At 51.8% G+C, this 26939-nt stretch carries 16 protein-coding genes; 8 read left to right on the forward strand and 8 right to left on the reverse strand.

The genetic code is table 11. The features are described from left to right. Positions 1-10: 10 nt before the first annotated feature. A complete protein-coding gene (locus tag LCH85_12000) occupies positions 11-2476 on the reverse strand; it encodes a penicillin acylase family protein (GenBank protein MCA0352709.1) in 2466 nt (821 codons plus the stop codon). A gap of 127 nt (positions 2477-2603) precedes the next feature. Here LCH85_12000 and LCH85_12005 point away from each other — a divergent pair, with 127 nt between their 5' ends. The 3 genes from LCH85_12005 (at position 2604) to LCH85_12015 (ending at position 9914) form a co-directional block, all read left to right on the forward strand. Continuing rightward, the gene (locus tag LCH85_12005; GenBank protein MCA0352710.1) at positions 2604-2900 is read left to right on the forward strand and encodes a PspC domain-containing protein; all 297 of its coding nucleotides are present in this window, start codon (positions 2604-2606) and stop codon (positions 2898-2900) included. 145 nt (positions 2901-3045) lie between these two features. After that, the gene (locus LCH85_12010; protein ID MCA0352711.1) at positions 3046-4050 is read left to right on the forward strand and encodes a class I SAM-dependent methyltransferase; all 1005 of its coding nucleotides are present in this window, start codon (positions 3046-3048) and stop codon (positions 4048-4050) included. Positions 4051-4511: 461 nt separating this feature from the next. After that, positions 4512-9914: a CSLREA domain-containing protein gene (locus tag LCH85_12015; protein ID MCA0352712.1), complete on the forward strand. Its 5403-nt coding sequence runs from the start codon at positions 4512-4514 to the stop codon at positions 9912-9914. A gap of 273 nt (positions 9915-10187) precedes the next feature. On the opposite strand, the gene LCH85_12020 is transcribed toward LCH85_12015, so the two are convergent. From LCH85_12020 to LCH85_12030, 3 genes are all read right to left on the reverse strand, one after another. Beyond that, positions 10188-11936: a hypothetical protein gene (locus LCH85_12020; protein ID MCA0352713.1), complete on the reverse strand. Its 1749-nt coding sequence runs from the start codon at positions 11934-11936 to the stop codon at positions 10188-10190. 334 nt (positions 11937-12270) lie between these two features. Further along, the gene (locus LCH85_12025; protein MCA0352714.1) at positions 12271-12894 is read right to left on the reverse strand and encodes a histidine phosphatase family protein; all 624 of its coding nucleotides are present in this window, start codon (positions 12892-12894) and stop codon (positions 12271-12273) included. Positions 12895-12896: 2 nt separating this feature from the next. Then, a complete protein-coding gene (locus LCH85_12030) occupies positions 12897-14219 on the reverse strand; it encodes an aminotransferase class I/II-fold pyridoxal phosphate-dependent enzyme (GenBank protein ID MCA0352715.1) in 1323 nt (440 codons plus the stop codon). A gap of 404 nt (positions 14220-14623) precedes the next feature. On the opposite strand from LCH85_12030, the gene LCH85_12035 reads away from it, so the two are divergent. The 5 genes from LCH85_12035 (at position 14624) to LCH85_12055 (ending at position 22267) form a co-directional block, all read left to right on the forward strand. Then, the gene (locus tag LCH85_12035) at positions 14624-17551 is read left to right on the forward strand and encodes an SUMF1/EgtB/PvdO family nonheme iron enzyme (protein ID MCA0352716.1); all 2928 of its coding nucleotides are present in this window, start codon (positions 14624-14626) and stop codon (positions 17549-17551) included. Positions 17552-17761: 210 nt separating this feature from the next. After that, on the forward strand, positions 17762-18499 hold the full coding sequence (locus LCH85_12040) for an alpha/beta hydrolase (GenBank protein ID MCA0352717.1): 738 nt from the start codon (positions 17762-17764) through the stop codon (positions 18497-18499). Positions 18500-18532: 33 nt separating this feature from the next. After that, entirely contained in the window at positions 18533-20578 is a 2046-nt protein-coding gene (locus LCH85_12045; GenBank protein MCA0352718.1) for a glycosyltransferase family 39 protein, read from the forward strand. A 2-nt stretch (positions 20579-20580) separates the two neighbouring features. Beyond that, entirely contained in the window at positions 20581-21408 is an 828-nt protein-coding gene (locus LCH85_12050) for an endo alpha-1,4 polygalactosaminidase (protein ID MCA0352719.1), read from the forward strand. Positions 21409-21658: 250 nt separating this feature from the next. Next, positions 21659-22267: a hypothetical protein gene (locus tag LCH85_12055; GenBank protein MCA0352720.1), complete on the forward strand. Its 609-nt coding sequence runs from the start codon at positions 21659-21661 to the stop codon at positions 22265-22267. On the opposite strand, the gene LCH85_12060 is transcribed toward LCH85_12055, so the two are convergent. From LCH85_12060 to LCH85_12075, 4 genes are all read right to left on the reverse strand, one after another. Continuing rightward, positions 22252-23796 carry a UDP-N-acetylmuramoyl-L-alanyl-D-glutamate--2,6-diaminopimelate ligase gene (locus tag LCH85_12060; protein MCA0352721.1) on the reverse strand — a complete coding sequence of 515 codons (1545 nt, stop codon included), beginning with the start codon at positions 23794-23796 and terminating at the stop codon, positions 22252-22254. The genes LCH85_12055 and LCH85_12060 overlap by 16 nt on opposite strands. Positions 23797-23805: 9 nt before the next feature. Beyond that, positions 23806-24870 (reverse strand): peptidoglycan bridge formation glycyltransferase FemA/FemB family protein, encoded by a 1065-nt coding sequence (locus LCH85_12065; GenBank protein ID MCA0352722.1) that lies wholly within the window; start codon positions 24868-24870, stop codon positions 23806-23808. Beyond that, entirely contained in the window at positions 24867-25604 is a 738-nt protein-coding gene (locus LCH85_12070; GenBank protein ID MCA0352723.1) for a PIG-L family deacetylase, read from the reverse strand. The genes LCH85_12065 and LCH85_12070 overlap by 4 nt, the downstream gene beginning before the upstream one ends. Positions 25605-25926: 322 nt before the next feature. Further along, positions 25927-26931 carry a HEAT repeat domain-containing protein gene (locus LCH85_12075; protein MCA0352724.1) on the reverse strand — a complete coding sequence of 335 codons (1005 nt, stop codon included), beginning with the start codon at positions 26929-26931 and terminating at the stop codon, positions 25927-25929. Positions 26932-26939: the final 8 nt, after the last annotated feature.

Raw genomic sequence — 26939 nt, forward strand, 5'->3', positions numbered from 1 at the left:
ACATTATGTCCTAGGGTTGTAATTGTAACATCTCCACCTCGCCAGCGCTGACTGCGGCACGGCCATAGGTCATGGGAATGTATTCAACTTTTTGCCAGCGTTCGAGTAGATCGTCGTAGTGCGGCGCGAGAAAATGGCCTGCTTGGCCTGGTGCGTTGATCATGCGGCTATTAGCAAAATCGCCTAAATCGACAATATGCCGATAAATTGGCCCACGATCTTGGTCGAATGGCTCGCCATCGGCAACATGGCCAACATTAACCGTACTGCCATCGCCAGCACTTTCAATCGCTTTGCTGAAAAAGCCTCGCAACGGCCCAATTGCATCAAGCGGGTTATGCGGGAACAAAGCAAGGTGAATTGTGCCCCAGCGCCATTGCTCCATCGGTTTATCTTGCATGCGGAAGCTTAAATCTTTGAGTGCCACATCAAGCGCTTGGGTCACAATTGCATTGCAGTTTTCAGTGCTGCTGGCCGTGCTAACATCGTCACACCAAGGGTTGTTAGGGTCTTGCAACATCGCTGGAATCGCCAAATCGATCAGTTGGCGGCGTTGGCCATAGGTTTCAAGCAAGCGTTCGCCCAATTCGTCGCCAACCATCGGCACGGTCAAATAATAGGTCCAAGCTTCGAAAATGCTGGCGGCTGGTTGATCGCCAGCGGTGCTGTAGTTCCAGTTTTGCAGCATGGCGATGGCTTGACGCTGTTGATCGGTCGTTGGCTGCACCAAATTCAGCAGCACTGGCAATAATTCCTCGGCATAGGTCGAATGCACATCGGCCTGAATCGCTGCCATATCGTCCATGGTTAATGTTGGTTTGGCCTCAATCAACTTGGTAATTCGTTGGGCACGAAATGGTGTGGCCCACTCGTGGCTGAGAAAATACGGGTAACTATCGGCTACAACTTTATTATTCGCTGTCGCAATATAGCCTTGAGGCGGGTTATAGCTTTGGGGCAATTGCTCAAACGGAATAAAGCCCGTCCATTCATACTCGCCCGAAGCCCCATCAGCCGGCATTGTGCCATCGCCATTGGCGCGAATTGGAATATGGCCAGGTGCCATATAGCCAATATTGCCATCAACATCAGCAAAAACAAAATTCTGAACTGGCGCAACATAACTTTCTAAGCCAGCCTGAAATTCTTGCCAATTTTGGGCTTTGTTAATCGCTAAATAGGCGTTGATAGTGCTATCAGTTTGGTCGAGGGCTGTCCAGCGAAAGGCCAAGGCTTCACGTTGCGGCGCATCGGGGTCGTCGGCGTTATTGGCATTCAGCGCATCAGAAATCAACGGCCCATGGCGGCTAACCCGAATCGTCAGCGGCAGATTGCCTTTATCTTTGACCCGAATCGTATCGCTGATAATCGTGAGTGGTTCGTAGCTACCCTTGAACATGGCTTGAGTGCCAGTTGGGTCGAGGGTTTCGCGATACAAATCTTGAACATCAGGGCCAGTATTGGTCACGCCCCATGCGATCCGCTGGTTGTGGCCAACAATTACCCCAGGCAAACCTGGAATCGTCGCACCAACTGAGTGCAAATCGCCACCTTCGACCTCGGCCATATACCAAATTGAGGGCGTGCGAAAGCTCAAGTGCGGGTCGTCGGCCAATAAGGGCTTGCCTGTGGCTGATTTGCTTGGGCCGATCACCCAATTGTTCGAGCCAACGCCGGCAATATTGCCACCACCAATTCCTAAACCTTGCTCAACTCGCCGACTTAATGCCAACAATTGAGAAGCTTGGCTGCCACCGCTGGGATTTGGCACAATCAGCGGGCCATCGCTCGGATAGTGGGGCACAAGATCTTTGGTTTTTTCGCTGCCCAATTTGGCAACCAATTCCATGGTCAGCAATTCGGTCGAATAATTACCACCCAAATCCCACGACATCATTTTGGCCCAGCCCAGCACATCAGCGCCAACCCATGGCTCCGGCTCGACCCCAACTAAAGTGAACTCAGGCGAGAGTTCGCCGCCACTGTGCTCAGCCAAAAAAGCATTAATGCCACTAACATAGGCATCAACAATTGTTTTAGCTGCCGGATCGAGCGCGGCATAGGCACTTTCGGCGGCGCGATAAACCCCAAGCGTGCGCAAAAAGCGGTCGGTTTCGACTGTGGTTTCGCCCAAAGCTTCGGAGAGCGTACCACGGGCGATGCGGCGTTGAAACTCCATTTGCCACAGCCGATCTTGAGCATGAACATAGCCCAAGGCCATCAGGGCATCGGTTTCACTTTGGGCGTAGATATGCGGCACGCCATATTGATCGCGCAGCACATCGACCGGAGCCGCGAGGCCAGCGAGGGTCAGGGTTCCTGCGGTGGTTGGCAACGAACGGCGCAAATACAGATAGCCGCCGCCGCTGGCCAACACCAGCAAGAGCACAACAATTAACAAGAAGCGCAAAAATAGAATAAACCAACGCTGAAGGGGTGGACGATCACGCAATGAGCGTTTGGCAGGTGTTGCCACAGGCTGACTCCTTTGTCCTAGGCAGCTGAAACTTTTGCTAGGGGCGTTACGTCTTACAGCCACGTCATTCGCCATAAGCGCAGCAATAGTATAAAATTAAAACGTTCTCGTGTGTTAGGAGCTACAAATGTCGTATCAATCACGTCAACTTGTTCGACCAAATGAAGGCCGGGTTCTCGCTGGCGTTTGTGCTGGGATCGCCCGCTATTTCGGGATTGATCCGCTGATTGTGCGGATTGCTCTCGTGTTTTTTGGCTTATTTGTTGGCTCTGGGATTTTAGCCTATTTGATTGGCTGGGCCTTGATTCCTGATTCTACGGGCAAGCGAGCAGGCACGCCGATTATTATTGCCTTGGTGATTTTTGGCGTACCATTTATCTGCTATTTGCTCACCCTGCCGTTCCAATTGCTCTTTGGCAATTAGCCCATAATCTGTTGATCAATGGCGCGGTGTTAACCCACTGCGCTATTTTAATTTAACAAGGCTTGAGCCAATTCGATCCTTAATTGCTATTTCGGTTAAAATAGCATAACGCCAACGATCTGTTGACAGCAATTAAGGATGAAGTATGCCAGTCGTGACTTTGACTGATCGAATAGAATGGGCAATTGTTGCTCGTGAAAGCTTATTTGACGAACGCCATCAGGCAGGCTTGCGCTTGTTCAATGGGTTTCTTGAGGGCGAGCCGCAACTTGTGATCGACCTGTATGCGACCACAGCGGTGGTGCATAACTATGCTGACCCACCCAAAGCAGGCGAGGCCTTGGTTGAGCAAGTGCTAGCGTGGTTGCCAACTCGCTTGCCATGGCTCGAAGCAATTTTAGTCAAAACCCGCCATAGCGATGATGAAACAGCCCAAAATGGGGTTTTGCGCTATGGCACAAGTTTAGCGACGCGCATCCGCGAGCATGGAGTTTGGTATGCGCTTGATCTGACCATGAACCGCGATGCCAGCTTGTATTTGGATACCCGCAACTTGCGCCAGTGGATTTTGGCTAATTTAGCCGATAAAACGGTGCTCAACACCTTCGCCTATACGGGAAGCTTAGGCGTGGCGGCGGTAGCGGCGGGAGCCAAACGGGTGGTACAAACCGACCGTAATCGGCGCTTTTTGAATGTGGCCAAAACCTCGCACACCTTAAATGGCTTTCCAATTCATAAACCCGATTTTCAAACTGACGATTTTTGGCTGCATATGAACAGATTCAAACGCAAAGGCGAATTGTTCGATTGTGTGATTGTTGATCCGCCGATGTTTGCGGCCACCGATCATGGGGTGGTTGATTTGGCCCAAAACTACACTAAGGTGCTCAATCGGGTGCGGCCTTTGATGGAACACAACGGCACAATTATCGCCATCAACAATGCCCTCTTCTTGAGCGGCGAAGAATATCTCGCCTTGCTTGAAAAAATTTGTGCCGATGGCTATGTTGAAATTGAACAATATATTGATATTGCTGAAGATTTTACGGGCTACCCAACAACGCGGCTTAGCAAACCAATCACCAATCCCTCCCCGTTTAATCATTCGACCAAAATTGCCGTGCTCAAAACCCGCCGCCGTGGATTTTAAGTAAAGTCAAAAGGCCGAAATCAAAAGGCAAAAGTAGCGCGAACAAACAATCAAGGGGAATTTAACGCAGCGGCGCAGAGTGATGTTTGGCTATGGGCTATGGGCTATAAGATCGTTTGAAATTTCAAAATGGGCTGATAGCCAAAAGCCATCAGCCCATAGCCATCATTACGCCTCTGCGTTAAATCTCCGACCCCCTGCGCCCTAGCCCCTGACCCCTTATTCCCATTTTAATAAAATTTTCCCTAGCAATTGATATAGCCTTAGAATATAATCGCTATGCACTTCCGTAGTACCCTAGTCATTTGTTACTGCTACTCTTCGTACTAACCTGCGGCATATGTTAGTCATGGCAAACAAACTACGCTGAAGTTGCGCTGATCTGCTCCACCTTCATTTGGCCTCAAGAGTAATGACGCTCAGTGCAGGGTTGCTCTTCGAGAGTCTAGCAAGAGGTTTGTATGCTCCAATCCCCTGATCAAGGGCGAGCCTTGCATATGCAGGTTCGTCGTCGTGCATTGGTGCTTAATTTGGCACTATTGTTGGCATTATTTGTTGTTCCGCTTCAACCAACAGCCGCACGCATTGCAGCACCACAGCTTCCTGAAGCCCGTTCTGCGAGTGCTCCAAGCGCTGCTTGTACGGTTACCACCACCAGCGATGCTGCTTCGCCACCAGTTGGCTCATTACGCGCTGCTGTGGCTAATACAGCGTGTTCGCCGATCGTGTTCGACCCAAGTTTGGCAGGCCAAACGATCACGTTAACTGCTGGCGAATTGACTGTTGGGCGCTTGGTGGTGATCGATGGAGCCGCTGCGCCTGGCCTGAAAATCGATGGCAACAACGCCTCACGGATTTTCAATGTCAATGTCACGTCAGCGAATCTTTCAATTTACAACTTGACGTTGCAACGCGGTAAAGCGCCCAATTCGGGCATTACCAACGGCGGCGCTGTGCTTAACCAAGGTGGCACGGTCGTTATCAGCAATACGGCTGTACTCTCAAATACCGCTGGAACCAGTGGCAACGGTGGGGGCTTGCGCAACCAACGTACCAGCGGGATCGCCGGGGTGCTGAGGGTCTACAATAGTGTGATTCGCGGCAATACTGCGCCAAATAATGGCGGTGGATTTAGCACCAGCGGCAGTATCACGACCATCATCAACAGCGCTGTACTGAGCAATACCGTCACCAGCACCTCAGGCGGGGTGACCGGCAGTGGTGCATTGGGCTTGGGTGCAGGCATTCACCACGTTAATATTCAAAATCCTGCGGCCAACCTAACCACAGCAATCACCAATACCACGATTGCTTATAACCGTGGCAAGGCTGGGGCAGCAATCTACAACGATAATAATGGCATGATCGATGTCTATTACAGCACGATTGCCTACAATGCTGCCTCAAATAGCAGTGGTTCGGCGGTTGGTGGGGTGGTCAACGGGGTTACTACAGCCGGCCAGCCGGCTTTACGCCTCAGTTTGTATAACACGATTGTTGCCAATAATACCCAACGCGCTGCCAATACCACCCTTACCAGCGCCGATCTTGGGGTTGGCACTGGTCAAACAATTACCTCAAATGGTTATAACTTGATCGAAACAGTGCCAAGTGGCGCGGTCTTTGGCGGTACAACTGCCACCAATATCACTGGCCAAGATCCGGTGTTGGGCGATGTACTGAACAATGGCGGTGGTACGCCAACCGCAGCATTGCTACAAAATAGCCCCGCCTACAACACTGGCGATCCTGCGCCTATTGCAGCCCCAGCGACCGATCAGCGTGGACCTGGCTTTGCGCGGGTGCGCGAAGGCCGTTTGGATATTGGCGCATTTGAAGCAACCAACAGCATCCAAACGTCGCCAATTTTGGTGAGCACCAATTTGGATACCAATGATGGGGCTTGTACCACCTTCGATTGTTCGCTGCGTGAAGCGATCACTTTAGCCAATTCAACTCCGCAAACCGATACGATTCGCTTTAATTTGCTTGGTAGCGGCGTGCGCACCATCTCGCCAACTGCGGCACTGCCAGCGATTAGTGCTCCTGTGATTCTCGATGGTTTGAGCCAAGCAGGTGCTGCCTGTAATGCCCCATTGATCGAATTAAATGGTTCGTTGGCGGGAGCGAGCGTCAATGGCTTAGATGTAACAGGCGGCAGTAGCCTGATTCGCGGCTTGGTGATCAATCGTTTTGCTGGCAACGGCGTGCGTTTGGCAACCCTCGGCGGCAATACGATCGAATGTAATTTCATCGGCAGCGATGCTTCGGGCACGGTCGATGCTGGCAATAGTTTGTCAGGCGTGCGGGTCGAATCTGCCAATAACTTAATTGGCGGCAGCGGCGGCTCGAATGTGCGCAACTTAATTTCGGGCAACGATGGTGATGGCATCACGCTGGTAGTCGGCGCAAATGCAAACACCATCCAAAATAACTATATTGGCACGATGTTGAGTAGCAACGCAGCGCTTGGCAATAGCAAGAGCGGCGTGCGCATCGCCAGCGATAACAATCAAATTGGTGGCACATTTGGCACATTGGGCAACGTCATTTCGGGTAACGTTGAACATGGTGTGTTGGTCAATGTGACAGCTGCACCATTGGGTAACCGAATTCAAGGCAACTTTATTGGCACGAACATTGGGGCAACCCTCGATGTTGGCAATACCCAGCGTGGGGTCTTTATCGACCGCACCGCCAATACCTTGGTTGGTGGCACGACGGCTGAGCGCAACGTCATTTCGGGCAACAACAGCGATGGCGTGGCAATTATCGAAGCTGGCGCTACCAACAACAAAATTTCGGGCAACTATATCGGCACCAACAACGGTGGTGGCTCAGCCTTGGGCAATAGCTCGGCTGGGGTCTATATTTTCAATGTTGGTGGTAACACGATCGGCGGCACGACCACTGCCGAACGCAACTTGATTTCAGCCAATAGCAACGGGATTGTGATTGGCGGCGGCTCGGCGATTGGTAATATCATCAAGGGCAACTACATTGGTACAACCCTGAATGGCAACGGGGCGTTGGGCAATGTCAGCGATGGCATTAAGCTCGACGGCGCACGTAACACCCAAATCGGTGGCACAACCATCGGCGAGCGCAACGTCATTTCAGGCAATGGCAATAACGGGATTAATATTTTCACCTCGAGTTCGTCGGGCAATGTGATTCAAGGCAATTACATCGGCACAAACGCCTTTATTCCGCCAGCTAGCCCAACTGGGGTCGCCAACCAATTCAATGGGGTGCGGGTTGCGGCTGGCACGACCACGACCATCGGCGGATCAGCGCAAGGTGCTGGCAATGTGATTGCCTTTAATGCCAAAAATGGGGTGCTGATTACCCAAGGCGCGGCGGTTGCCACAACCCAACGGATTCAGCGCAACAGCATTTTCAGCAACAATCGCTTGGGCATCGATCTTGGCCCCGACAACAATGCCAACGGCGATGGCGTAACTGCCAACGATGCCAACGATAGCGATACTGGACCAAACAACCTGCTCAACTATCCAATCGTCGAATCGACCAGTTCGGGTGGGGGCTTAACTCAAATTATTGGCTCGTATATTGGCGCAAGCAATACGGCCTTGACCCTCGATTTCTATAGCCAAGGCGCGTGTGATCCAAGCAACTTTGGCGAAGGTCAAAGCTACATTGGCTCGTTTGCAATCAACACAGGCCCAACCGGAGCAATTTCTTACACCGCCAATTTGACCACGACTGTGGCACTAGGCCAACGGGTAACCGCAACCGCCGTCGATGGCAGCGGCAACACCTCGGAATTCTCACGCTGTTCATCGGTTGGCAATTTGCCCAGCGTGAGCGTCAACGATGTAACATTAACCGAAGGTAACAGCGGCATTACCCAATTCAACTTTACCCTGAGCTTGTCGGCAGTTAGCCCCAATCCAGTCGTCGTCGATTATGTAACGGCTGATGATACAGCGATTGCGCCCGATGATTACACTGCAGCAAGCACAACCGCCACCATTCCAGCCAATACCCTGAGTATTCCAGTGACGATTGAAGTTCATGGCGATACGCAATTTGAACTCAATGAACGTTTCTTTATCAATTTGTTGAGTGCCACCAACGCGGCAATTGGCGATGGCCAAGGCATTGGCACAATTACCAACGACGATACTGCGCCAACGATCAGCGTGAATGAAGCAAGTGCTAATGAAGGCAGCGGCGCACCAGGCCAAATCAATGTGCCAGTCACGCTCTCGAATGCCAGCTATTTGCCAATTAGTGTTGAATTTATCACCACTGATGGCACTGCCAACGAATCCAGCGATTACACTACGATCACTGGCACGCTTAATTTTGCCCCTGGCGAAACCAGCAAAACGATTGCAATTGCCGTGGTTGGCGATTTGATCGACGAGCCAGACGAAACGATCAACGTGGCCTTGAGCAATGCCGTCAACACTACGATTAGCAACGATGAAGCAGTTGCCACAATTCTCGACGACGATGCAACACCTGTGATCAATGTGACCAATGGTGAAGCAGCCGAAGGCAACAGCGGCAGTGTAACCGTAACCCTCAACGTTAGTTTGAGCAACCCTAGCAGTAGCGCAATCACGGTTGATTATCTGACTGTGGGAGGCTCGGCGAGTGCTGGCAGCGATTTTGCGATCAGCAGTGGTCCATTAAGCTTTGCCGCTGGTGAAACTAGTAAAACCGTCGATGTGTTTATCCAGGGCGATATGGTTGATGAAAGCGATGAGTCGTTTACGCTTGAATTGAGCAACCCAGTCAATGCAACGGTTGGGAGTGCTGGTACGGTGGTTATTCTCGACGATGATGCTGCTCCAATAATCAACTTCGTTGCGCCGCCTATGCAAGAAGGCAATAGTGGCACGCGACCATTGACGGTTAGCTTGATGCTCTCGGCAATCAGCGGCCAAGCAATTAGTGTCCAATATGCGACCCACGACAATACAGCGCTTGGCGGCAGCGATTACACCACGATCAGCGGCACCTTGACGATTCCGGCAGGCCAGCTAACCCAAAGATTTATTGTCAATGTCAATGGCGATCTGATCGATGAAAGCAACGAAACTTTCACGGTGACGCTGAGCAATCCGCAAAATGCTAGCCTGTTGACTGCCGATGCAGTTGCAACAATCATCGACGACGATGGCGCACCAACGATCAACGCTGAAGCGATTAACGTTACTGAGGGCGATGCCAACAGCGTTAACGCCGTATTCAACGTCAGCCTATCCAACCCCAGCGCAACTGCTGTAACCGTGAACTATTCAACTTTAGCTGGCACTGCATTAAGCGGCACTGACTTTACGCCAGCCGCTGGTACATTAAGTTTTGCGCCTGGCGAACTCAGCAAAACCGTGACGGTTGTGGTGCTTGGCGATCTGTTAGACGAAGCTGACGAAACATTTACCCTCGTCCTGAGTAGCGCGACAGGTGGCGCAACGCTTGGCTCAAACGGCACAGCCACGATTGTTGATAACGACCCAACCCCAAGTGCCGCCTTGAGTGGTCTCAACAGCGTGGTTGAAGGCTCTGGCATCACCACAACCTTACAATTTACCGTGACACTTTCGGCAGCGAGTGGGCGGGCTAGCAGCCTGCAATTTGCCACGGCGGCGGGCACGGCCAGCGCTGGTAGTGATTTTGTCGGCCAAAATTTGACCCTCAACTTTGCTGCTGGCGAAACCCAAAAGGTCGTCAGTGTGGCAATTGTTGGCGATCGGGTGAAGGAGCCAAACGAAAGCTTTAGCGTTACCATCAGCAACCCCAGCAATCTCTCGCTTGGCACAGCGACCATTAGCATCACAATTGTTGATGATGATGAATGGCTGGTGTATATGCCGTATGTCGTGAAATAAGCAGCCTTTGTTCTTTAAGGTTCGCCCAACGACCTCGGTTTGGTATGTGGGTAGCGCTGAAAGCAAAACCCATTATCAAAACCGAGGTTGTCCTAAACTGAATTATTTCTGCGCTGCTTCGGCCAGCATATACACCGCCCAGTGATGATTTGAGATGGGCTGCATTAATAAAGTATGGCAGTTTAGGGGCGGAGTTGACTAACGGTATTCAACCAATTCGTCAACTTGTTCGCCGCTAAACTGCCATAGCAGAGGGATCATAGATCAGGGGAATTAGGGTTGTTGAATCATCAACGGTTCGGCTGAGGTTGCTTGGGCATTCGGCGGGAATTCGCCAGTATTACCAGCCCAGTCACGCGCCCGCGCACGGAAGCCATAGGTACTATTTTCAGCATCAGCAGCATTCACATCAATGATAAAGGTATCTTTCAGTTCAGTCGTTGTAACCAACCAATCGATCCATTCACCACCGTTGCGTTGCACCTGCACATCGAAACTAGCCACTCCAGTGCTATCATCTTGGCCATTCCAATGCACTTCGTAGCGGCCCTCGCCAAGATCTTTGACATCGATGATTGTGGCGTTTGGTGCAGTGTTATCGGAGCGCGGCAACCAAGCCATGGCATCGTAACGCACGCTCAAGCCCTCTTCACCAGTCACATCATCGAGTCGAATTTCGTTGCCACCCTTGAAGTAGTAAACCCCCAGCGAATACCATTTATTCTGATTGGCCTCTTGATCGACCCGCACTTTGGTATTGCTGCCGTCGTGGGCAATCACATAGGTGGCATTCTTGGTGGCTGGCTCGCCACACGGCGGAATATAGGCCATCACCTCGTAGAAACCAGGATTGGTGATTGGTGCTTTCCAAACCCCAAGGTTATCGACTTGGCTTTCGTTGGCGACGCTCTTAGTCCAGCGGTGTGAACCATTGAAACCACAGCGGGCATCGAACCATGTGCCTTGCATTTCGCGGAAGCTATTATCGCGATTATCGACCAAGATCGAGCCGGCTGGTGGCAAGGCTACTGGCAATGGAGTTGCGGTAACATTCGGCGTTGGAGTTGCCGCAGGCGTGCCAGCCCCAGGATCATAGCCTTCCCACAAGAAGGTTACTTCCACCCAAGCATTATCCGGAATGCCTAAATCCCAGAACGTACCATCGGCGATATCAATGCCGTTGGGCAAATTCGGGCGACGACCACGCTCATCACGCCCGCCGTTGTAGCCATCGTAATAGGCTGCTTGAGCTTCGGGCAAGCCGCGTGGCAAATCTTTCCACGACTGACGATTGGTTGACCAATAGTCATCACGGGTATTCCACGGCCCTACATCCCAAACTGGCACAACCTTGGAGCGACCTTTGTAGGTGACGCGCACTTGGTATTCATAACCCCGATACGATGAGAGTGCTCGCCATGAAGGCAAAGCCACAAATTGATCGTATGGGCGAATGATATGGCCGTTAGCCGTCCGATGGCCGACCAAGCCCTCGCGAGTGGCATAAATTCGGTAGGTTGGTGCTTGCGATTCAGCCTGAATCGTCATCCCATCTGACCATTCAGCAAGCATTGTGACCGAACGAGCACGCGGTGATTCGCCGTTGGCCAACAACCACATGCGATATTGAATCACACTGCTTGGTCGTTCGAGCGCAATTCGACCACCACGCGGAGCCTCTTGCCACATCTGCCACGAACCACTGGGATTTTTGCCACGCACATCAAAGCGCACAGCACTCCCAGTCGTCAAGGTTGTATCGGTATCAATCACAACCGCAGCAACGACTGCTTCAAATTGATGCTCGGAAGAAAGGTAACTACCTGCTTGAGGATAATCACCAACGAAAGCAGGAGCGGGAGGAGCGTTGGGAGCGAGGGTGATAGTGCCACTGCCGACCAACCCATCAAAGCTGCCAGCCGTTAAATCATCAACCCAAACTTGCTCTGGACCAGCATTAATCGTCAATACTGGCATAATCAAGAGGGCAATGGCGACGGCGGCGAGCAAATAACGCCGCATAATCGACAACCTCCTACAAGTGTGCATTCAGCCCACGAACCACAGCAAGGCAATACATGGCCATCAACAACAGGTGTTCAGCGTTCATGGCAACAAACATCTCAACAGGGAGATGGGGCTTGGAGGCCAATCATAGCGGGTTGATACCTTAAAGTCAATAATAATTTTCAGCTAATTATCAGGTTTTTGTCAGTTTGGGCTATTTTGGGGCCACATATATGCCAGATTTAGCCTTACATTGGTGCTTTTTGGTCAAAACTCGGAGTTACTGTACTACTACGGCTAACTTAAGGAAATATTCAAGTCCCTGCGGATGCTGTGATTCTATTAAAAGCTAGCAGCTTGCGGGTCGGGTGTAGCCGCGATTGAGCCAGTTGATGATCGTGCCGCTTTGGTAGAGTTCGAGGCACGAAAGGCTGCCAAGGTCGAATTTCCATTGCCAATAAAGCTTAAGCGGAGTTTGAAATAATTGGCAGCACAACACTTGTAGGCTGGTGGCATGAGCAACCAACAGGACACAGTGTCCAGCGTAGTTGGTAATCAGGTCGTTGGTGGCGGCTTGGACGCGCTCAGCTACAGCAAGCAGGGTTTCGCCTTGGGGCGCGGGAATATATAGGGGATCATTCCAATGAGCGCGGGCTTGCTCAGGAGCTTGATCTAAAACTTGGCGATAGGTCAGGCCTTCCCATGCGCCATGGTCAATTTCGCGCCAGCGTGGGTCGCTGATCGCTTGATGTTGCGGTAGCGCACGCGCCAGCGTTTCGGCTGTACGACGTGCGCCACTGTGAAGCACAATCTCTGGGGTTTCTGCGCTGAGCCACTGCCCAAGCTGGCTCGCTTGAGCTTGGCCGCGTGGGCTTAGCCCTTCATCAGCACGACCTTGGTAGCGTCCCGCTTCGTTCCAGGCGGTCGCACCATGGCGGGCTAGCAGCAAACGCAGGCCACGTGGATCAGGCATCGTTACTTGACGCGCTCCAAAATTGCCCGCATGCGTGGGATGCATTGCTCAACGTCGGCGATTGAAACCGCACCAACCGAGAGCCGCATCCAGCCCGTTTCTTGGCGCAGGCCGAAAGCTTGGAATGGCACTAAGGCCACGCCTGCTTGCTCCAGCAAGATGTCGCCAATTTGGGCGTTACTGGTAATTTGCACACCATCGAGGCTCTTGCCAACCAAATCGAATTGGGTGGAAAGATAAATCGCCCCTTGCGGTGCAATTGCATCAACTGGCAAGCCAGCGGCCTTCATTTCCTGCACGGCGTTGTAGATCAAATTCAAGCGGGCGCGAACTTCGTTATGCATATGCGCATAAAAATCGTCGAGCACATCGATTGAATTCAAAATATGTGCGGTGGCTTCTTGCTCTGGGTGCGGTGCCCACGCGCCAACGTGATTCAAAAAGGCCTTGATGCGATCGGTGATGTGCGGTGGAGCCACAACCCAGCCAACCCGCAAGCCAGTTGCCGACCACGATTTTGAGATGCCATCAATGAAAATCGTGTAGGCCGACATTTCGGGCATCACTTCGACAGGCGTAACGTGGCGAATATCACCAAGCTGCAATTCCCAATAAATTTGGTCGTAAACCAAATAGAGCAAGCGCAAACCAAGCTCTTTGCGGCGATTATTTTCATTGACAATCAACTCGCTGATCTTGCGCAATTCCTCAGGCGAGATCATCGTGCCTGCTGGGTTGAGCGGCGAGTTAATCGAGATCAACCGTGCTTCTTGGATGAATGGCGCAAGCAGTTCGGCGGTGGGCAAGAAGCCATCTTCGGGGCGAGTTGGCACTTCAATCGCTTTTGAGCCACAGAGATAGGCATAGTGGTTGTTGTTCCACGATGGCACTGGATAAACCACCGTTTCGCCTGGATCGATCAATACGCCATAGGCTGCATAGAGACCTGGCCGTGCGCCCGAAATAATTTGGATGCTTTCCAAGGGATAGCGCAACCCCAAACGGCGTTCGTAGTGGTCGAGCACAGCTTTGCGCAAGGCCATCACACCTTCGGCAGGTGGGTAATTGGTGCGACCAGCGCTATATGATTCAATCGCTGCATCGCGCAACGCTTCAGGAATTGGGAATTGGGAAGGCGCAAAATCACCGACGGTGAAATTACAGACTGTGCGGCCTTGGGCTTGCAACGTGCGGACATTACCAGCGATTCGCAAAATTTCAGAACCAACCATGCCACGCGCCATTGCGGAGATCGATTGGCTGCTCAGTTCGGGTGATTTTGGCTCGAAATAGTGAGCGGCATCAACCGTTTCAATCAGTGTCATTGCTACACTCCTCGGTGTTTGTGAGGAACAGTTTGGCTTGCGGGACGATTTCGCGTCCCTAAGTATAGCAGATGTCATCAGTCAAGCAGCAGCGACAAGTTTGAGCAATCCTGTAGGACAAATTGATCCACGAAGGACACGAAGGGTCACGAAAGGTTGTAACCGCGAAGAATGCGAAGGTTAAGTTTTTAGCCACGAATTCCACGAATTCCACGAAATATTTATCGCCACAGATTACACAGATTTATGTAATTAGCTTGCTATGCCCAATACCTGACCCCTAGCCTCTGAACCCTGGCCCCTACTATTTTGCCTTTTGATTTCTGCCTTTTGACTTTACATCAATCCTTGCTTCATCTACAATCAAACCAGATTCGCCCCACGCTTGAAAGAAGGTTTTGCCTATGCCTGATAGCACGGATGGTTCAGTTAATCTGAATAACTCGCACGTCAATGGTGTGGTAGTTGGGGTCAATCTTGGTACGATTATTTATGGCCGCCCACCCGATGATGTTGAGCGCGAACGCTTGGTGAAGTATTTGAGGCAGCTTAGCAATAGTCACAACACCATGCGTGTGGTGGGGCTTGGTTCATCACATCTCAAATCAGGCATTGACTTGGCTTCAGCCTATATGATGTTGGCGGTGCAACATCGCTATCAGGTGGTACGCGCTTTAACCGAAGAGGAAGTTGCGGCCTATCAGCAACAGCAATTTGAGATTCCTGATGAACTCAGTGCTGATCAGTGTTTGCCCGACCAAGCCATTATTGCGGTTGATGATGGGGCTGGCCCATTGGCATTGCTGCGAGCCGAGTTGGCTACCGAAACTGTCTTAGATCAACCCTACCTTGTGTTGTGTGGCGCACCAGGCAGCGGCAAATCGACCTTTGCCAATCATTTGGTCTGGGTCTTAGCGCAGCGTGGCCTTGATCAAATGAGCCAGCAAACCAGCTTGCTTGGCTGGAATGATCAACGGCGCTTGTTGCCAATCTTTATGCCCTTGCGTCAGTTGGCAGGAGCCTTAGCCGGCAACGATTTAGGCTTGAACGACAAACCAAAGATCGGCTTACTATTCGATGCGGTCTGCGCCTATCTCCACACCCAATATGGGCTAGCCCAGCCGCAAGAGCTGTTAGATGCTGGCTTGACTCGATCACTCAAGGTGCTGTTGGTGTTCGATGGCTTGGATGAAGTGCCACTCGAAGCGACTGTCGAAAGCATTGATCGCACGTCGCTGTTGACCTTTTTGCGCTTGTTTGCCAATGCCTATCATGCTCGCATCCTCATCACTTGCCGTTCACGAGCTTGGACGGAAGAGTATCGCCAGATTACCCAATGGCCGATGGTTGAATTAGCTCCCTTGAGTGGCGGCCAAATGACCCAGTTTATTAATAATTGGTTTCCCCTATTGCACACCAAGGGCATGATTGACCATGCAGCAATTGATCGCTATGCTGAGCAGTTGTTGCAGGCTTTGCACGACCCCAAACGCCGCCGCTTACGGGAAATGGCTGCCAATCCGTTGCTGCTGAGCATGATGATTTTCGTGCTGGCCCGCAAGGGTATTTTGCCGCGCGACCGCCATAGCCTCTACGAAGAAATCTTGAAACAACTGCTTGGTGAGTGGGATGTTGCCAGCCGCAATGGTCAGAACCTTGGGCAGGCAGTTGGTGATGAACGAATTACCGGCGAGGAGTTGCGTGATCAGGTCTTGGATCGGTTGTGTTATCAGGCCCATTTAAATAGCACTTCAGCCGATGGTCGTGGGCGAATTCAAGGCCGTGAGCTAAAATTTGAATTGATGGAGTATTTTGCACGGGTCAATGTTGCCAATCCCTATCACGCCGCAGATCGTTGTATTGCCTATATCGATCAATGTAGCGGCTTGATTCAGCCCGAAGATGCGGGCAATGTCTATGCTTTTGCCCACTTGACCTTGCAAGAACATAGCGCAGGCCGCCACTTGTTGTTTTACGAATCGCTTGATCAATTGTTGAGTTTACGGCGCGATGACCGTTGGCGCGAACCGATCTTCTTGGGGGTTGGTTGCCTGACCAAAGCTAGTTTAGGCTCAACCAAAATTGAACAAGTACTGAACGCATTGGTCGATCCCGATGCCTATGAAGCTGGGGAGATCCATCGCTACGATTGGTATCGCGATTTGGTGCTGGCCGCCGAGTTGGGAGCCGATTGCGATTGGGGCTTGTTGCGCGGCAAACAAATTAGGGTTGATCCGATTCAGCGACGGCTACGGGCGGGGCTGGTTAAACTGCTCGAAGACCATGAGCACGCCCAAGCAGCGCTTGATTACTACCAAGGCCACGCCATGCAACCAGCCCCGTTGTTGGTGCGAGAACGTCAAAAGGCCGCCGAACTTTTGGCAGGCTTGGGCGACCCACGCTACCCAGTGAGCAGCGAGCAATGGCAAAAACAAACCTGCCAGCTTTCTACCCAATTTGGCCGCGAGGGCAACCACTACTGGCGCTATGTGCCTGCGGGCCGCTATCACGTTGGCGGCTGGGATGCATTAACCCAAGCAATAACCGTCGAGCTTCAGCATTATTGGGTTGGGCGGTTTATGGTGACGGTTGAGCAATATCGTGCGTTTATCGAGGCTAGCGGCTATAGCAACGATGCTTACTGGACAGACCATGGCCGCGAGTGGAAAACGAGTAGTAAACGAGTAGAACCACGATGGTGGGATACCCAAACCAAGCAGGAATATCTGAATCAGCCGATCTATGGCGTGACATGGTATGAGGCTGTGGCCTATTGCCAGTGGCTGACTGAGCAGCTTGGGCCATGGTTGCCAACGGGCTATCAGGTGTGGCTTGCTAGTGAGGCCGAATGGGAAGTGGCGGAAGCTTACAACAACCAAGGTCAGCGCCAAACCTACCCATGGGGAGAGCAACCAGCCACACCTGAGCATGCAGTCTACGATTGGAGCGAAGAAAGTCGCCCTTTATCAAGTGGCTTAGGGTTGCTTGGTCAAGCCGCTTGCGGCGCATTGGATAGCGTTGGAAATCTATGGGAATGGACTGCCACGCCTTATTGGGAGAGCCGTACTAAATTAAATCGGACTGTTGGTGATAGTAATTCTGGGATGGTTATTCGCGGTGGTGCATATTATGGTAATAGTATAAATGTTCGATGTGCAGCACGTGCGTGGTTTCATCCCGTTATTGTCAATGTCATCCGTGGATTTCGTTGTTTTTTGGTGCCGCGAAGCAGAAAAGGAAATAGAGGGATCGGGTTTGATCCACGAAGGGCACGAAGGACACGAAAGGTTGTAACCGCGAAGAACGCGAAGCTTCGCGAAGGTTGTTTTTAGCCACGAATTCCACGAATTCCACGAAATATTTATCGCCACAGATTACACAGATTTATGTAATTAGCTTACTATGCTCAATACCTGACCCCTAGCCTCTGAACCCTGACCTCTACTATTTTGCCTTTTGATTTCTGCCTTTTGACTTTCGCTTCATCCCCAATCCTGCATTCTGCGTAGAATACAACTGAAACACATGCTAGGAGTACACTGATGAAATTGGTTAAACGCCTTGCGCTTGGCTTAGTTTTGCTGCTGATCATTGGGGTTGCGGGCTTTGTGCTGTGGGCGAGTAATCCCGCCGCCGCAATGGCAACGGCCAACGAAGCCTTAGTTTCCGACCAAACCGTGACTGTCACTGAAGCTGATTGGCTGATTTTCGAGCCGAGCGTTGCGCCAAGCACGGGCTTGATTTTCTATCCTGGGGCGCGAGTTGCGCCTGCCGCTTATGCCCCGCTGGCTCATGAATTGGCCAACGCTGGTTATTTGGTGGTGATTGTGCCAATGCCACTGAATATGGCGATTTTTGGCTCTAACCGTGCTGATGCGGTGCTGGAGGCCTATCCGCAAATTGAGCACTGGGCGATTGGTGGCCACTCATTGGGCGGCGCAATGGCGGCAAAATACACCTATGAGCATCCCGCTACAATCGATGGCCTGATTCTGCTGGCAGCCTACCCAACAGCCTCGAACAGTTTGGCTGAGCGCGATCTAGTGAGCAGCATGATTTATGCTAGCAACGATGGCTTAGCAACCTTGGCTGATATTGAAGCGGCCCGCCCATTGCTGCCGAGCACGACCAATTGGGTAGAAATTCAAGGCGGCAATCATGCCCAATTTGGTTGGTATGGTGAGCAATCGGGCGACTTGCCAGCCAGCATTAGCCACGCTGAGCAACAAGAGCAAACGGTGCAAGCTGCGCTAGACGTATTGCAACAACTTGATCAATAATGCAGCGCTATGTTGAATACGTTGGCTAATTGCATGGATGCACGTTTTTGTTGGTGGCCGACAACTCGGCGCTATCGACTGATATTGATCCTTTTGCTGGTTGGAGCGGCGGCGCTACGTTTGGGCTTATGGTTGTTGCCAAGCCACCAACCAGCGAATGATGAAGTTGAATACCTCGCGGTTGCCCGCGATTTGTTGGCAGGCCAAGGCTGGCGTTTTTATGATGCTTACCCTTGGCTACGTGCCCCGTTGTACCCGCTGTATCTGGCGGCAACCCTCTGGCTGAGCAACAACGATCCCCAAATTGCCTTGCTGTTTAATATCGCTTTGAGTCTGATTCATCTGTGGTTGCTGTGGTTACTTGGGCGCGAGTGGGCTGGCGATCATCCGCAGGCTGAAAAAGTTGGGCTGTGGACGGCTGGTTTGGCCAGTGGTTTATTGACCTTCGCAACTTTTGCCAATTTATGGATGAGCGAAACGCTCTGGAATGTGCTTTGGGCCAGTAGTTTGCTGCTGCTGCTGCATTGGCATCGAACCAAACAATTACGTTTTGCTTTGGCTGCTGGCTTGACGATTGGCCTGACGATTCTGACGCGCTCGTTGCCCTTGGCCTTTGTGCCAGTATTAATTGGCTGGATGTGGTGGAATTGGCGAGGTTGGCGGAGTTTGCAGCATGGTTTGGCCTTGGGCTTGGTAGCTTGTGCGCTGGTTGCGCCATGGTCGCTGCGCAATTGGCTAGCTTATGGGCGTTTGATTACGGTTGAAACTGGCTTTGCCTACAATCTGTGGGCATTTAGCGAGCCAGCGCTTGAGCTAAGCGAGATTAACACCATTCTCTCAGCAATACCCAATCCGGCGGAGCGGGCTGATTATGCTTCGGCCAAAGGCCGCGAGTTATTGGCCGCCGATCCGAGCATTTTGGCGCGTAAGCCTTGGACGAATACGGTCTATCTCTGGCGCATCAAACCAATTGAAGATCGCTTTATTCAGGCCAATTATTATAGCGATGTAGCCTTACCTTATTTAATCGCTGCCTTGATTTTCGATGATCTGTGGTATGTACTGTGTGTCGTGTTGGCGCTGTGGGGCTTTGCGCGTGCTCCGCGTGATGCTCGCTGGTGGTTGGCCTTGCTCTGGGTAGGTTATATTGTTGGTAGCACGATGTTTACCCATGGCGAGGCACGCTATCGCCAGTTTTTCTGGCCAATTATGCTAATCTACGCGGCATTTAGTTTAGCCAAATTACGGGTAACTACGCCGATATGGCAACGCTTGGGGGCAAGCGTACTCGGCCTAATTATTTTGTGGGTGATTATTGATCATTCGCCGTGGCAAGTGCTGCAACAGCAAATAAGCCGTGGTTGGTGGCGCTGGCAAGCCGACCAAGCCTTAGCGGCTGGCGATTTGGTTCAAGCCGAGGTTGCTAGTTTGCGGGCACTTAATAGCTTGCCTTCGGCTGATGGTTGGCTGGCGTTTGCTCAGATCAAAGAGCAAGCGGGCCAATTTGATGCGGCGGTGCAAGCCTATATCGCTGCGGTCAATCACAACCGCGATTATCCCTTGGCAAGCTATCAATTAGGCCATTATTTGCTGCGGCGCAACGATCTGGCGGCGGCGCGTGAAGCATGGGCCAACCCCTATGTTGATCGCACGAGCTTGCTAGATTGGGCTTGGAGTGCAGCCGATCGCCCAGCCGAAAAGCAGATCGATCTTGGGGCTGGCTTGGATATTGGCGTGATCGAAGGATTTTATCCGGCCGAAATCCTCGCGGAGAGCACAGCCCGTTGGTCAACCGCTCATGCTCGCTTGCGCCTGCCTGCAGGTGAGGCTGGCGTTGTCCGTTTGCGCATTGCCAATCCACGGCCAAGCGATGCCCCCGCAGCAAACCTGCAAATCTGTGTTGCCAAGCAGCAATGCATCCAAATCAAGCAACTTGGGGCTGAGTGGCGGGTGCTGCATCTGCCAATTGCCGCTAGCCCAAACGAACGTCAACTTGAACTATTAACCCAGCCATGGCAAGCCCCAAGCGACCAACGCCAGCTTGGAATTGTACTGGATTGGGTTGAATTAGCGAGGTAAGTATGCGCCGTTATTGGTTGATTGGGATTGGCTTGGCCTTGGTGGTAGCCTCGGTGCTGTTTGCGCGTCCGCTCAGCCAACGGGCTTTTGTACCGATTGCCCAACGCAATGCGTGGTGGCAACCAAGCGTCAATTCCACTATGCAACTTCAATTTACTGGCACGCCGCTCGATCTTGGGGTTAATGTAACGGTCTATGATTTGGATTTGTTTGATACCAGCAGTGCGACGGTGAGCCAACTACATAGCCAAGGCCGCAAAGTTGTGTGCTATATCAATGTTGGCGCTTGGGAAGATTGGCGCGACGATGCCGCTGCGTTTCCGAGCAGTGTGCTGGGCAACGATTACGATGGCTGGCCAGGTGAAAAATGGCTCGATATTCGCCAAATCGATTTGCTTGCGCCGATTATGCGAGCACGCATGGATTCGTGCAAAAACAAAGGCTTTGATGGCATCGAGCCAGATAATATCAATGGCTACCAAAATAATACTGGGTTTCCGTTGACCGCTAACGATCAACTGATCTTTAATCGCTGGTTGGCTAATGAAGCCCATAGCCGTGGCTTATCGATTGGCCTAAAAAACGATTCCGAGCAAATCAGCGAGCTGATCGATTATTATGATTGGGCATTAACTGAAGATTGTTTTGACCAAGGCTGGTGTGCCGAATTAAGCCCATTTATCGCCGCAGGCAAGCCAGTATTTGCAATTGAATATACCGATACAGGTGCCCAAACCAGCCAATTTTGCCCACAAGCCCGCCAATTAGGAATTAATGCCATGCTCAAACATCGCGAACTCGATGCCTATCGGGTTGGCTGTGAGCAGTAGCAAGGGTAGAGGGCAAAAAAATAGGAGGCAGGATTCAGGGGCGAGGTGATTAGCTTTTGATCCACGAAGAAGACGAAGGGCACGAAGGACGAGTGTGAGGGACGAGGGGTCAGGGAGCAGCTTGGCCTTATTGGGCTGAATCCTGACCCCCGACCTCTGACCCCTCGTCCCTCAGTCTGCATTTCAATCCAATGACACACCGTGCTACAATGGTTGCTATGACAGAATTCAAGCAACGGTGCTTCGCTATATGCCATCAACCAAGTATTATGCCTATCTCCAAACTTTTCAGGTCAAACGCTTGGAACGCGATTACAAATATCTCCTCGCCGAGCCGCAATATCATGGGTTAGCCCAATTTTTTCTTGAAGATATGTATGGGCCATATGATTTTCATGCTCGCGATACCCAAGCCCGTCGTTTGCACCAATTTATTCACTTGGCTCCTGGTCTGAGCATCGAAGATATTGAGGTGACCCTCGATTTGCTCAATTTGACGGTCAGACTCGATCAGCAGGTCGCCGATTGGCTTGAACATAATAACTTCACGATTCCGTTTACTGAGGCTCAATATGAAGAGGCCTATTATCGGGTCAATAGTTTTGAGCCAAGGGTGCGCCAAATCGAGCTGATTAACGAATCGCTACGGCGAGTGCATCGTTTATCAAAAATTAGCCTGCTTGGCGCAGCCCTCAACAATACCAAAACCTTTGCCAAATTGATGGGCATGGGCGAATTGCATCGCTTTTTACGCCGTGGCTATCAGGCACTTCTACCAGTTCAGGATCTTAAGCCGTTTCTGACTGAAGTGACCCATACCGAACTCGATCGGCTCAAACGAATTTATCGTTTGATGTAGCCCAAGCCTTGCAATGCACGTTCAGCCTCGGCATGCTCATTCCATTCGATATCGCCGCTGGCATAAATGATGTTGCCTTCGTGACCTTTGCCGAGCAACAGCACCACATCACCCGCTTGAGCGGTCGCCAGCGCTTGCTCAATTGCCGTTCGCCGATCGGCAATCAGCCAGCAATCTTGATCGATAATTTTGCCCTCAGCCTGTGCGCCAGCGGCAATTTCCTGCAAAATCTGTAGCGAATCCTCGGCGCGTGGATCTTCATCGGTCAGGTAGAGCAGATCGCACCATTTGGCCGCAATTTGGCCTTGAATTGGACGCTTGGCGAGATCGCGCTCGCCTGCTGAGCCAAATACTGCAATCAAACGGCCTTGGGTCAAGGGGCGCATCATACCCATCACTTGCTCAAACGAATCGGGGTTATGGGCATAATCGACCAGCACACTAAATGGCTGACCAAGCTCAACTTGCTCCATGCGCCCGTTAATGCCTGGAATTGCCTCAAGCCGCTGAATCGCCGCCGCCAGATCAACGCCTCGCGCCACACAGACGCTGAGTGCTGCTAACACATTGTAGACATAGAATGTGCCAACTAATTGCAAATTGAGCGCAAAATTGCCTTGCGGCGTGGTTGCGGTAAAACGCAAGCCCTTGCTCGTTGAAACAATTTCGGTAGCCCGAAGATCGGCCTCTGCATGAATTGCATAGCTCAAATGGCGCACTTGATCGCCAGCTGCTGCCCGAAATTGGGCCGCATACGGATCATCGGCATTAACAATTGCGACTTTTTCGACTATCGTTGTTTGACCAAGAATTGATTTTTGGCTGGGACTGGTGGTGAGTAACTGAAACAATTGAGCTTTATCAGCACGATATTGCTCAACCGTGCCATGGTAATCAAGGTGCTCGTGGGTCACATTGGTAATCAATGCTACATCATAGGCACAATCGCCCAGCCGATTCCAACGGGGTGAGAGGCCATGCGACGTGCTTTCGACCACAGCATAGCGACAACCAGCCTCGACCATCTCGCGCAACATGGCCTGAATTTCCAAGGCTTCGGGGGTCGATTGGCGGGTTTTGTTGGCCCATTGGCGCTGGCCAATTTTAAAATCGACAGTGCTCATAAAGCCCACCAACTCGCCGCTAGCTTCTAAAGCGGCGGCGGTTAAAAAGGTGGTGGTGGTTTTGCCCTTTGAGCCTGTAATTCCCACCACTTCTAATTGCTGGGCGGGGTAATCATAAAAGGCTGCGGCAATCGGCGAGAGCGCAATTTTGGCATCGGCAACCAAGGCCGAGGGAATAGTGGCAGGCGGCGCTTGATGAGGGTCATCATAGACCACTGCCACCGCGCCTTGCTCCACGGCAGTTGCAATATAACGATGACCATCAACATGCACCCCTTTGATCGCCACAAACAGCGCTCCAGGCCTAACTTTGCGCGAATCGTAAGCTACATTGCTAATTGCAACGTGGTGATCGCCGGAGGCTTGATGGGTAACATGCAGCAAAAGTTCAGCGAACGATTTCATTGATTGTTCCTATTCAGAGCGGCGGCGCTGCCAAAGCCAATACGCCGGACGCAAGAAAACGCGATCATAGGCTGGCAGATAGCGGACTGGTTGGCCGCCCCAGCCTTTTTTAAAGCGATAGACTCCCGCCATGCCCGTCGCTTGGGCCGCTTGCTCCAAGCGTTCACGTTCCGCTGGGTCAGTCGTGGCTTCAAGCGCCAAAAAGGCCTCGGGAATGCCCCAAAAATCGTAGAGCGTGCAGCCACGTTGCTTAGCCCAGCTAATCGCAGCCCATTGCAAAGCATGGCTGGCGGCAAATTTCAAGCCTTCTTCATTGGTGCCGCTATACATATATTGTGCTTCAGCGCCTTGGGCAAACACCAAAAAGCTGCCAATCACCCGACCTTCGCGCTCAGCAATCAACAAACATGCCGCGCCATCAGCCTGATCGCCGCCAAACAAGCGCCAAGCCTGAGCATAATACTCGCGGCTGTGAATGCCAAAATTAGCGCGTTGGCTGGTCGCTTGCATAATCGCATAAAACTGATCGAGATCGGCTTCGGTTGTGCCAACTCGAATGCTTACGCCCTGGCGCTCAGCGCGGCGCACATCAGCACGATGGCCTTTGCTACATTGAGCTTGCAAGCTGGCCAACTCTGGCTGGAGATCGAGGTGAATTGAGGCGCTTGGCTGCATACTCCGCGACTGCTCATAGCCCGCCAGCAATAACTCAGAATGCAGTTGATCAGCGGCTCCAGCATCAAGCAAATTTGGCTCCAAGCGCAAAAAGGCTGCCCAACGTTTGCGAGCCAAACGCTCTAAGCTTTGCAACAATAACCGATTAGCGGCCTGATCAGCCGACCAAATTGGGCCACGCGGCACATAGGCCACCCGCAAACCATATTGCGAACGCCACAACACTTGTGCTCCGGCGCAAAACCCATGCTGATTGTAGATTGCGATGCGTTGCGGTTGCCAGCCAAATTGGGCTTTGAGTTGGCCCCATTCAGCGCGTTGCAAAAGATGCACAGCGGGATTGGCTGCTAGTTCTGCCGACCATTGAGCGGCATCAAGTTCGCGTAGCGCAAAACTCAAACCTGGCCTCCTCGCCATAAGCGTTCAGCAAAGCCTTGTTCGACGACACTCGCCGCATACGTGCTCAGCTCCTGCTCCATCGCCGCAACTGTGCCAAATAATTCAAAGATTTGGCTGGCATAATCGGCGACTGAAGCCAATTTGATCGCCAAGGTTTGATCGATCGCAATCACTTGATCGAGAGTTGGTTGGACTTGGGCTAAGCGTTGATCGCGGGCGTTATTGCGGGCCGAATAGGGCAAATCTTCGTACCAACGCAAATTTGAAAGTACTTTGGCCGCCACGCCATGGGTAATTTGATGATCGACATGATTGCCAACCGCCAACGGTGCATACCAAATCGCGTCGGGATATTGCTGGACAAGAGCTTGAAGTTGGGTGGTGAGGCTAGCCCAGAGCAAATCATCGGCGATCGGTGTGCCAAAAATAGCGGCGGCTGAATCATAGCCAGCATGGCGATAGATCGCATCGTGTTGCTCAAGAAACAGCAAATCGGCTCCGAGGCGGTTGGCGGCGGCTTGATCCTCGGCGCGACGAATCGCAATTGGATCGCTGGCAGCACCCCAACGTTCGTGAAGATAAGCGGCAAATTGATTGAGTTCGCCACTGGGCGGAGCGCTACAAATGGTGACGATCAAACAACGCTCGCCAGCAGTATGCCAACCAGCCAGCGCACCACCCAAGGATAACGCGGCATCATCGAAATGGGGTGATAAACAAATATGTTGATACATAAGAACAAAGAACATAGAACATAGAGCAGTGCTGCCTTATGGTATGTTCGGCTCCTTATTACTAGATGAGGGGTCAGGGATCAGGTGCTAGGGATCAGAGCATTGGAACCACGAAGAACACGAGGATCATGAAGCTTGTTTTGATTCACGAAGGCCACGAAGTGGCACGAAGGCTTCATGTCAACAATCCAGTGCCAATTCCCCTAATCCTTGATCGCTAGCCTCTGACCCCTGAATCCTGACCCCTAGCCCTCTCTGCGCCTCTGCGTTAACATCGCTAATCCCCTCTTTCATCCCTCCTCCCTTATAATTCATCCTTCAATTACTCGTCCTCGTCGTCGCCATACCAATATTCGTCCTCGTCCTCATCGTCGTCGAAGGGCAAGGATTGCACGGGGTCATCGAAGAATTGCAATTCTTTGAGCGCTTCGGCAGCAGCTTCGCGGCGAACACCTTCTGAATCTTTAACTAATTGTTCGAGAAAGCGTCGCGCTGCCGCGCCGCCAATTTGGCCCAATGCCCAAATCGCAGTTGTAGCGACTTCAACATCGCCATCAGCCGCCGCCCGTGCCACTTGGTTGACAATCGATTCGGCTAAATCGCCCAGTTCACCAGCGGCCCGCACTGCTTCAAACCGTAACAATGGCTCATGGGAACGCAAACTAGCCGTAATCGTTGGCAACCATTGATCTAAGCCAGTGCGACCCATGGCACAGAGCGCGGCGGCCTGCCAACCATCATCAAGTCGTTGGTGAGCTGCCCCAATTTCCTGATTGACTCGTGGATCGCTATCGGCCAAATAGCCCAAGGTTTCCAACAAGCGTTGGCGTACCAAGGTCGAGGTTTGGCGATCATCAAAAGCGGCCCAGAGCGTTTGCAATAATTCAGTATTGGTTCGCTGATCGAGATTGCCTTCGCCTGCGCGTAACGCCCACGCACCCAGCGTGATCGCCGCATTAGCTCGCACCCCATCATCAGGATCGGTTGTAAGCAATTCGCTTAAACGGCGCAAACTTGAGCGGCGGGTATCTTCGGCCATACCCTTGACTGCTGCGATGCGGATTGCTGGATCTTGGTCGGTCAGCAAAATGCTAAATACTGCGCGAAAATCAAGCTCAAGGCTAGCTTCGGCAACTTCTTGCATGGCTTGAGCCAAATTACGCCGATGGCTTGGCTCGATCCGCAGCCATTCAATTTCAAAAATCTCAGTTTCATCTTGGTCGAGATCGTTAAAAACTTTGAGTTCACTCAACACAATTGGGCGATTATGGTCGCCAATTTCGGCCAAAGCTTGCTCAATATCGCGTTCATTTTGTTCTTCAGTCATAGGTCACC

This window comes from Chloroflexota bacterium, assembly GCA_020161265.1.
Taxonomy (GTDB): Bacteria; Chloroflexota; Chloroflexia; order Chloroflexales; family Herpetosiphonaceae; genus Herpetosiphon.

Excerpts from the sequence above, each read along its gene's own strand:
- LCH85_12005 (MCA0352710.1), top strand. The coding sequence starts at position 2,604 with ATGTCGTATCAATCACGTCAACTTGTTCGACCAAATGAAGGCCGGGTT.
- LCH85_12010 (MCA0352711.1), top strand. The coding sequence starts at position 3,046 with ATGCCAGTCGTGACTTTGACTGATCGAATAGAATGGGCAATTGTTGCT.
- LCH85_12015 (MCA0352712.1), top strand. The coding sequence starts at position 4,512 with ATGCTCCAATCCCCTGATCAAGGGCGAGCCTTGCATATGCAGGTTCGT.
- LCH85_12020 (MCA0352713.1), bottom strand. The coding sequence starts at position 11,936 with ATGCGGCGTTATTTGCTCGCCGCCGTCGCCATTGCCCTCTTGATTATG.
- LCH85_12025 (MCA0352714.1), bottom strand. The coding sequence starts at position 12,894 with ATGCCTGATCCACGTGGCCTGCGTTTGCTGCTAGCCCGCCATGGTGCG.
- LCH85_12030 (MCA0352715.1), bottom strand. The coding sequence starts at position 14,219 with ATGACACTGATTGAAACGGTTGATGCCGCTCACTATTTCGAGCCAAAA.
- LCH85_12035 (MCA0352716.1), top strand. The coding sequence starts at position 14,624 with ATGCCTGATAGCACGGATGGTTCAGTTAATCTGAATAACTCGCACGTC.
- LCH85_12040 (MCA0352717.1), top strand. The coding sequence starts at position 17,762 with ATGAAATTGGTTAAACGCCTTGCGCTTGGCTTAGTTTTGCTGCTGATC.
- LCH85_12045 (MCA0352718.1), top strand. The coding sequence starts at position 18,533 with ATGGATGCACGTTTTTGTTGGTGGCCGACAACTCGGCGCTATCGACTG.
- LCH85_12050 (MCA0352719.1), top strand. The coding sequence starts at position 20,581 with ATGCGCCGTTATTGGTTGATTGGGATTGGCTTGGCCTTGGTGGTAGCC.
- LCH85_12055 (MCA0352720.1), top strand. The coding sequence starts at position 21,659 with ATGCCATCAACCAAGTATTATGCCTATCTCCAAACTTTTCAGGTCAAA.
- LCH85_12060 (MCA0352721.1), bottom strand. The coding sequence starts at position 23,796 with ATGAAATCGTTCGCTGAACTTTTGCTGCATGTTACCCATCAAGCCTCC.
- LCH85_12070 (MCA0352723.1), bottom strand. The coding sequence starts at position 25,604 with ATGTATCAACATATTTGTTTATCACCCCATTTCGATGATGCCGCGTTA.
- LCH85_12075 (MCA0352724.1), bottom strand. The coding sequence starts at position 26,931 with ATGACTGAAGAACAAAATGAACGCGATATTGAGCAAGCTTTGGCCGAA.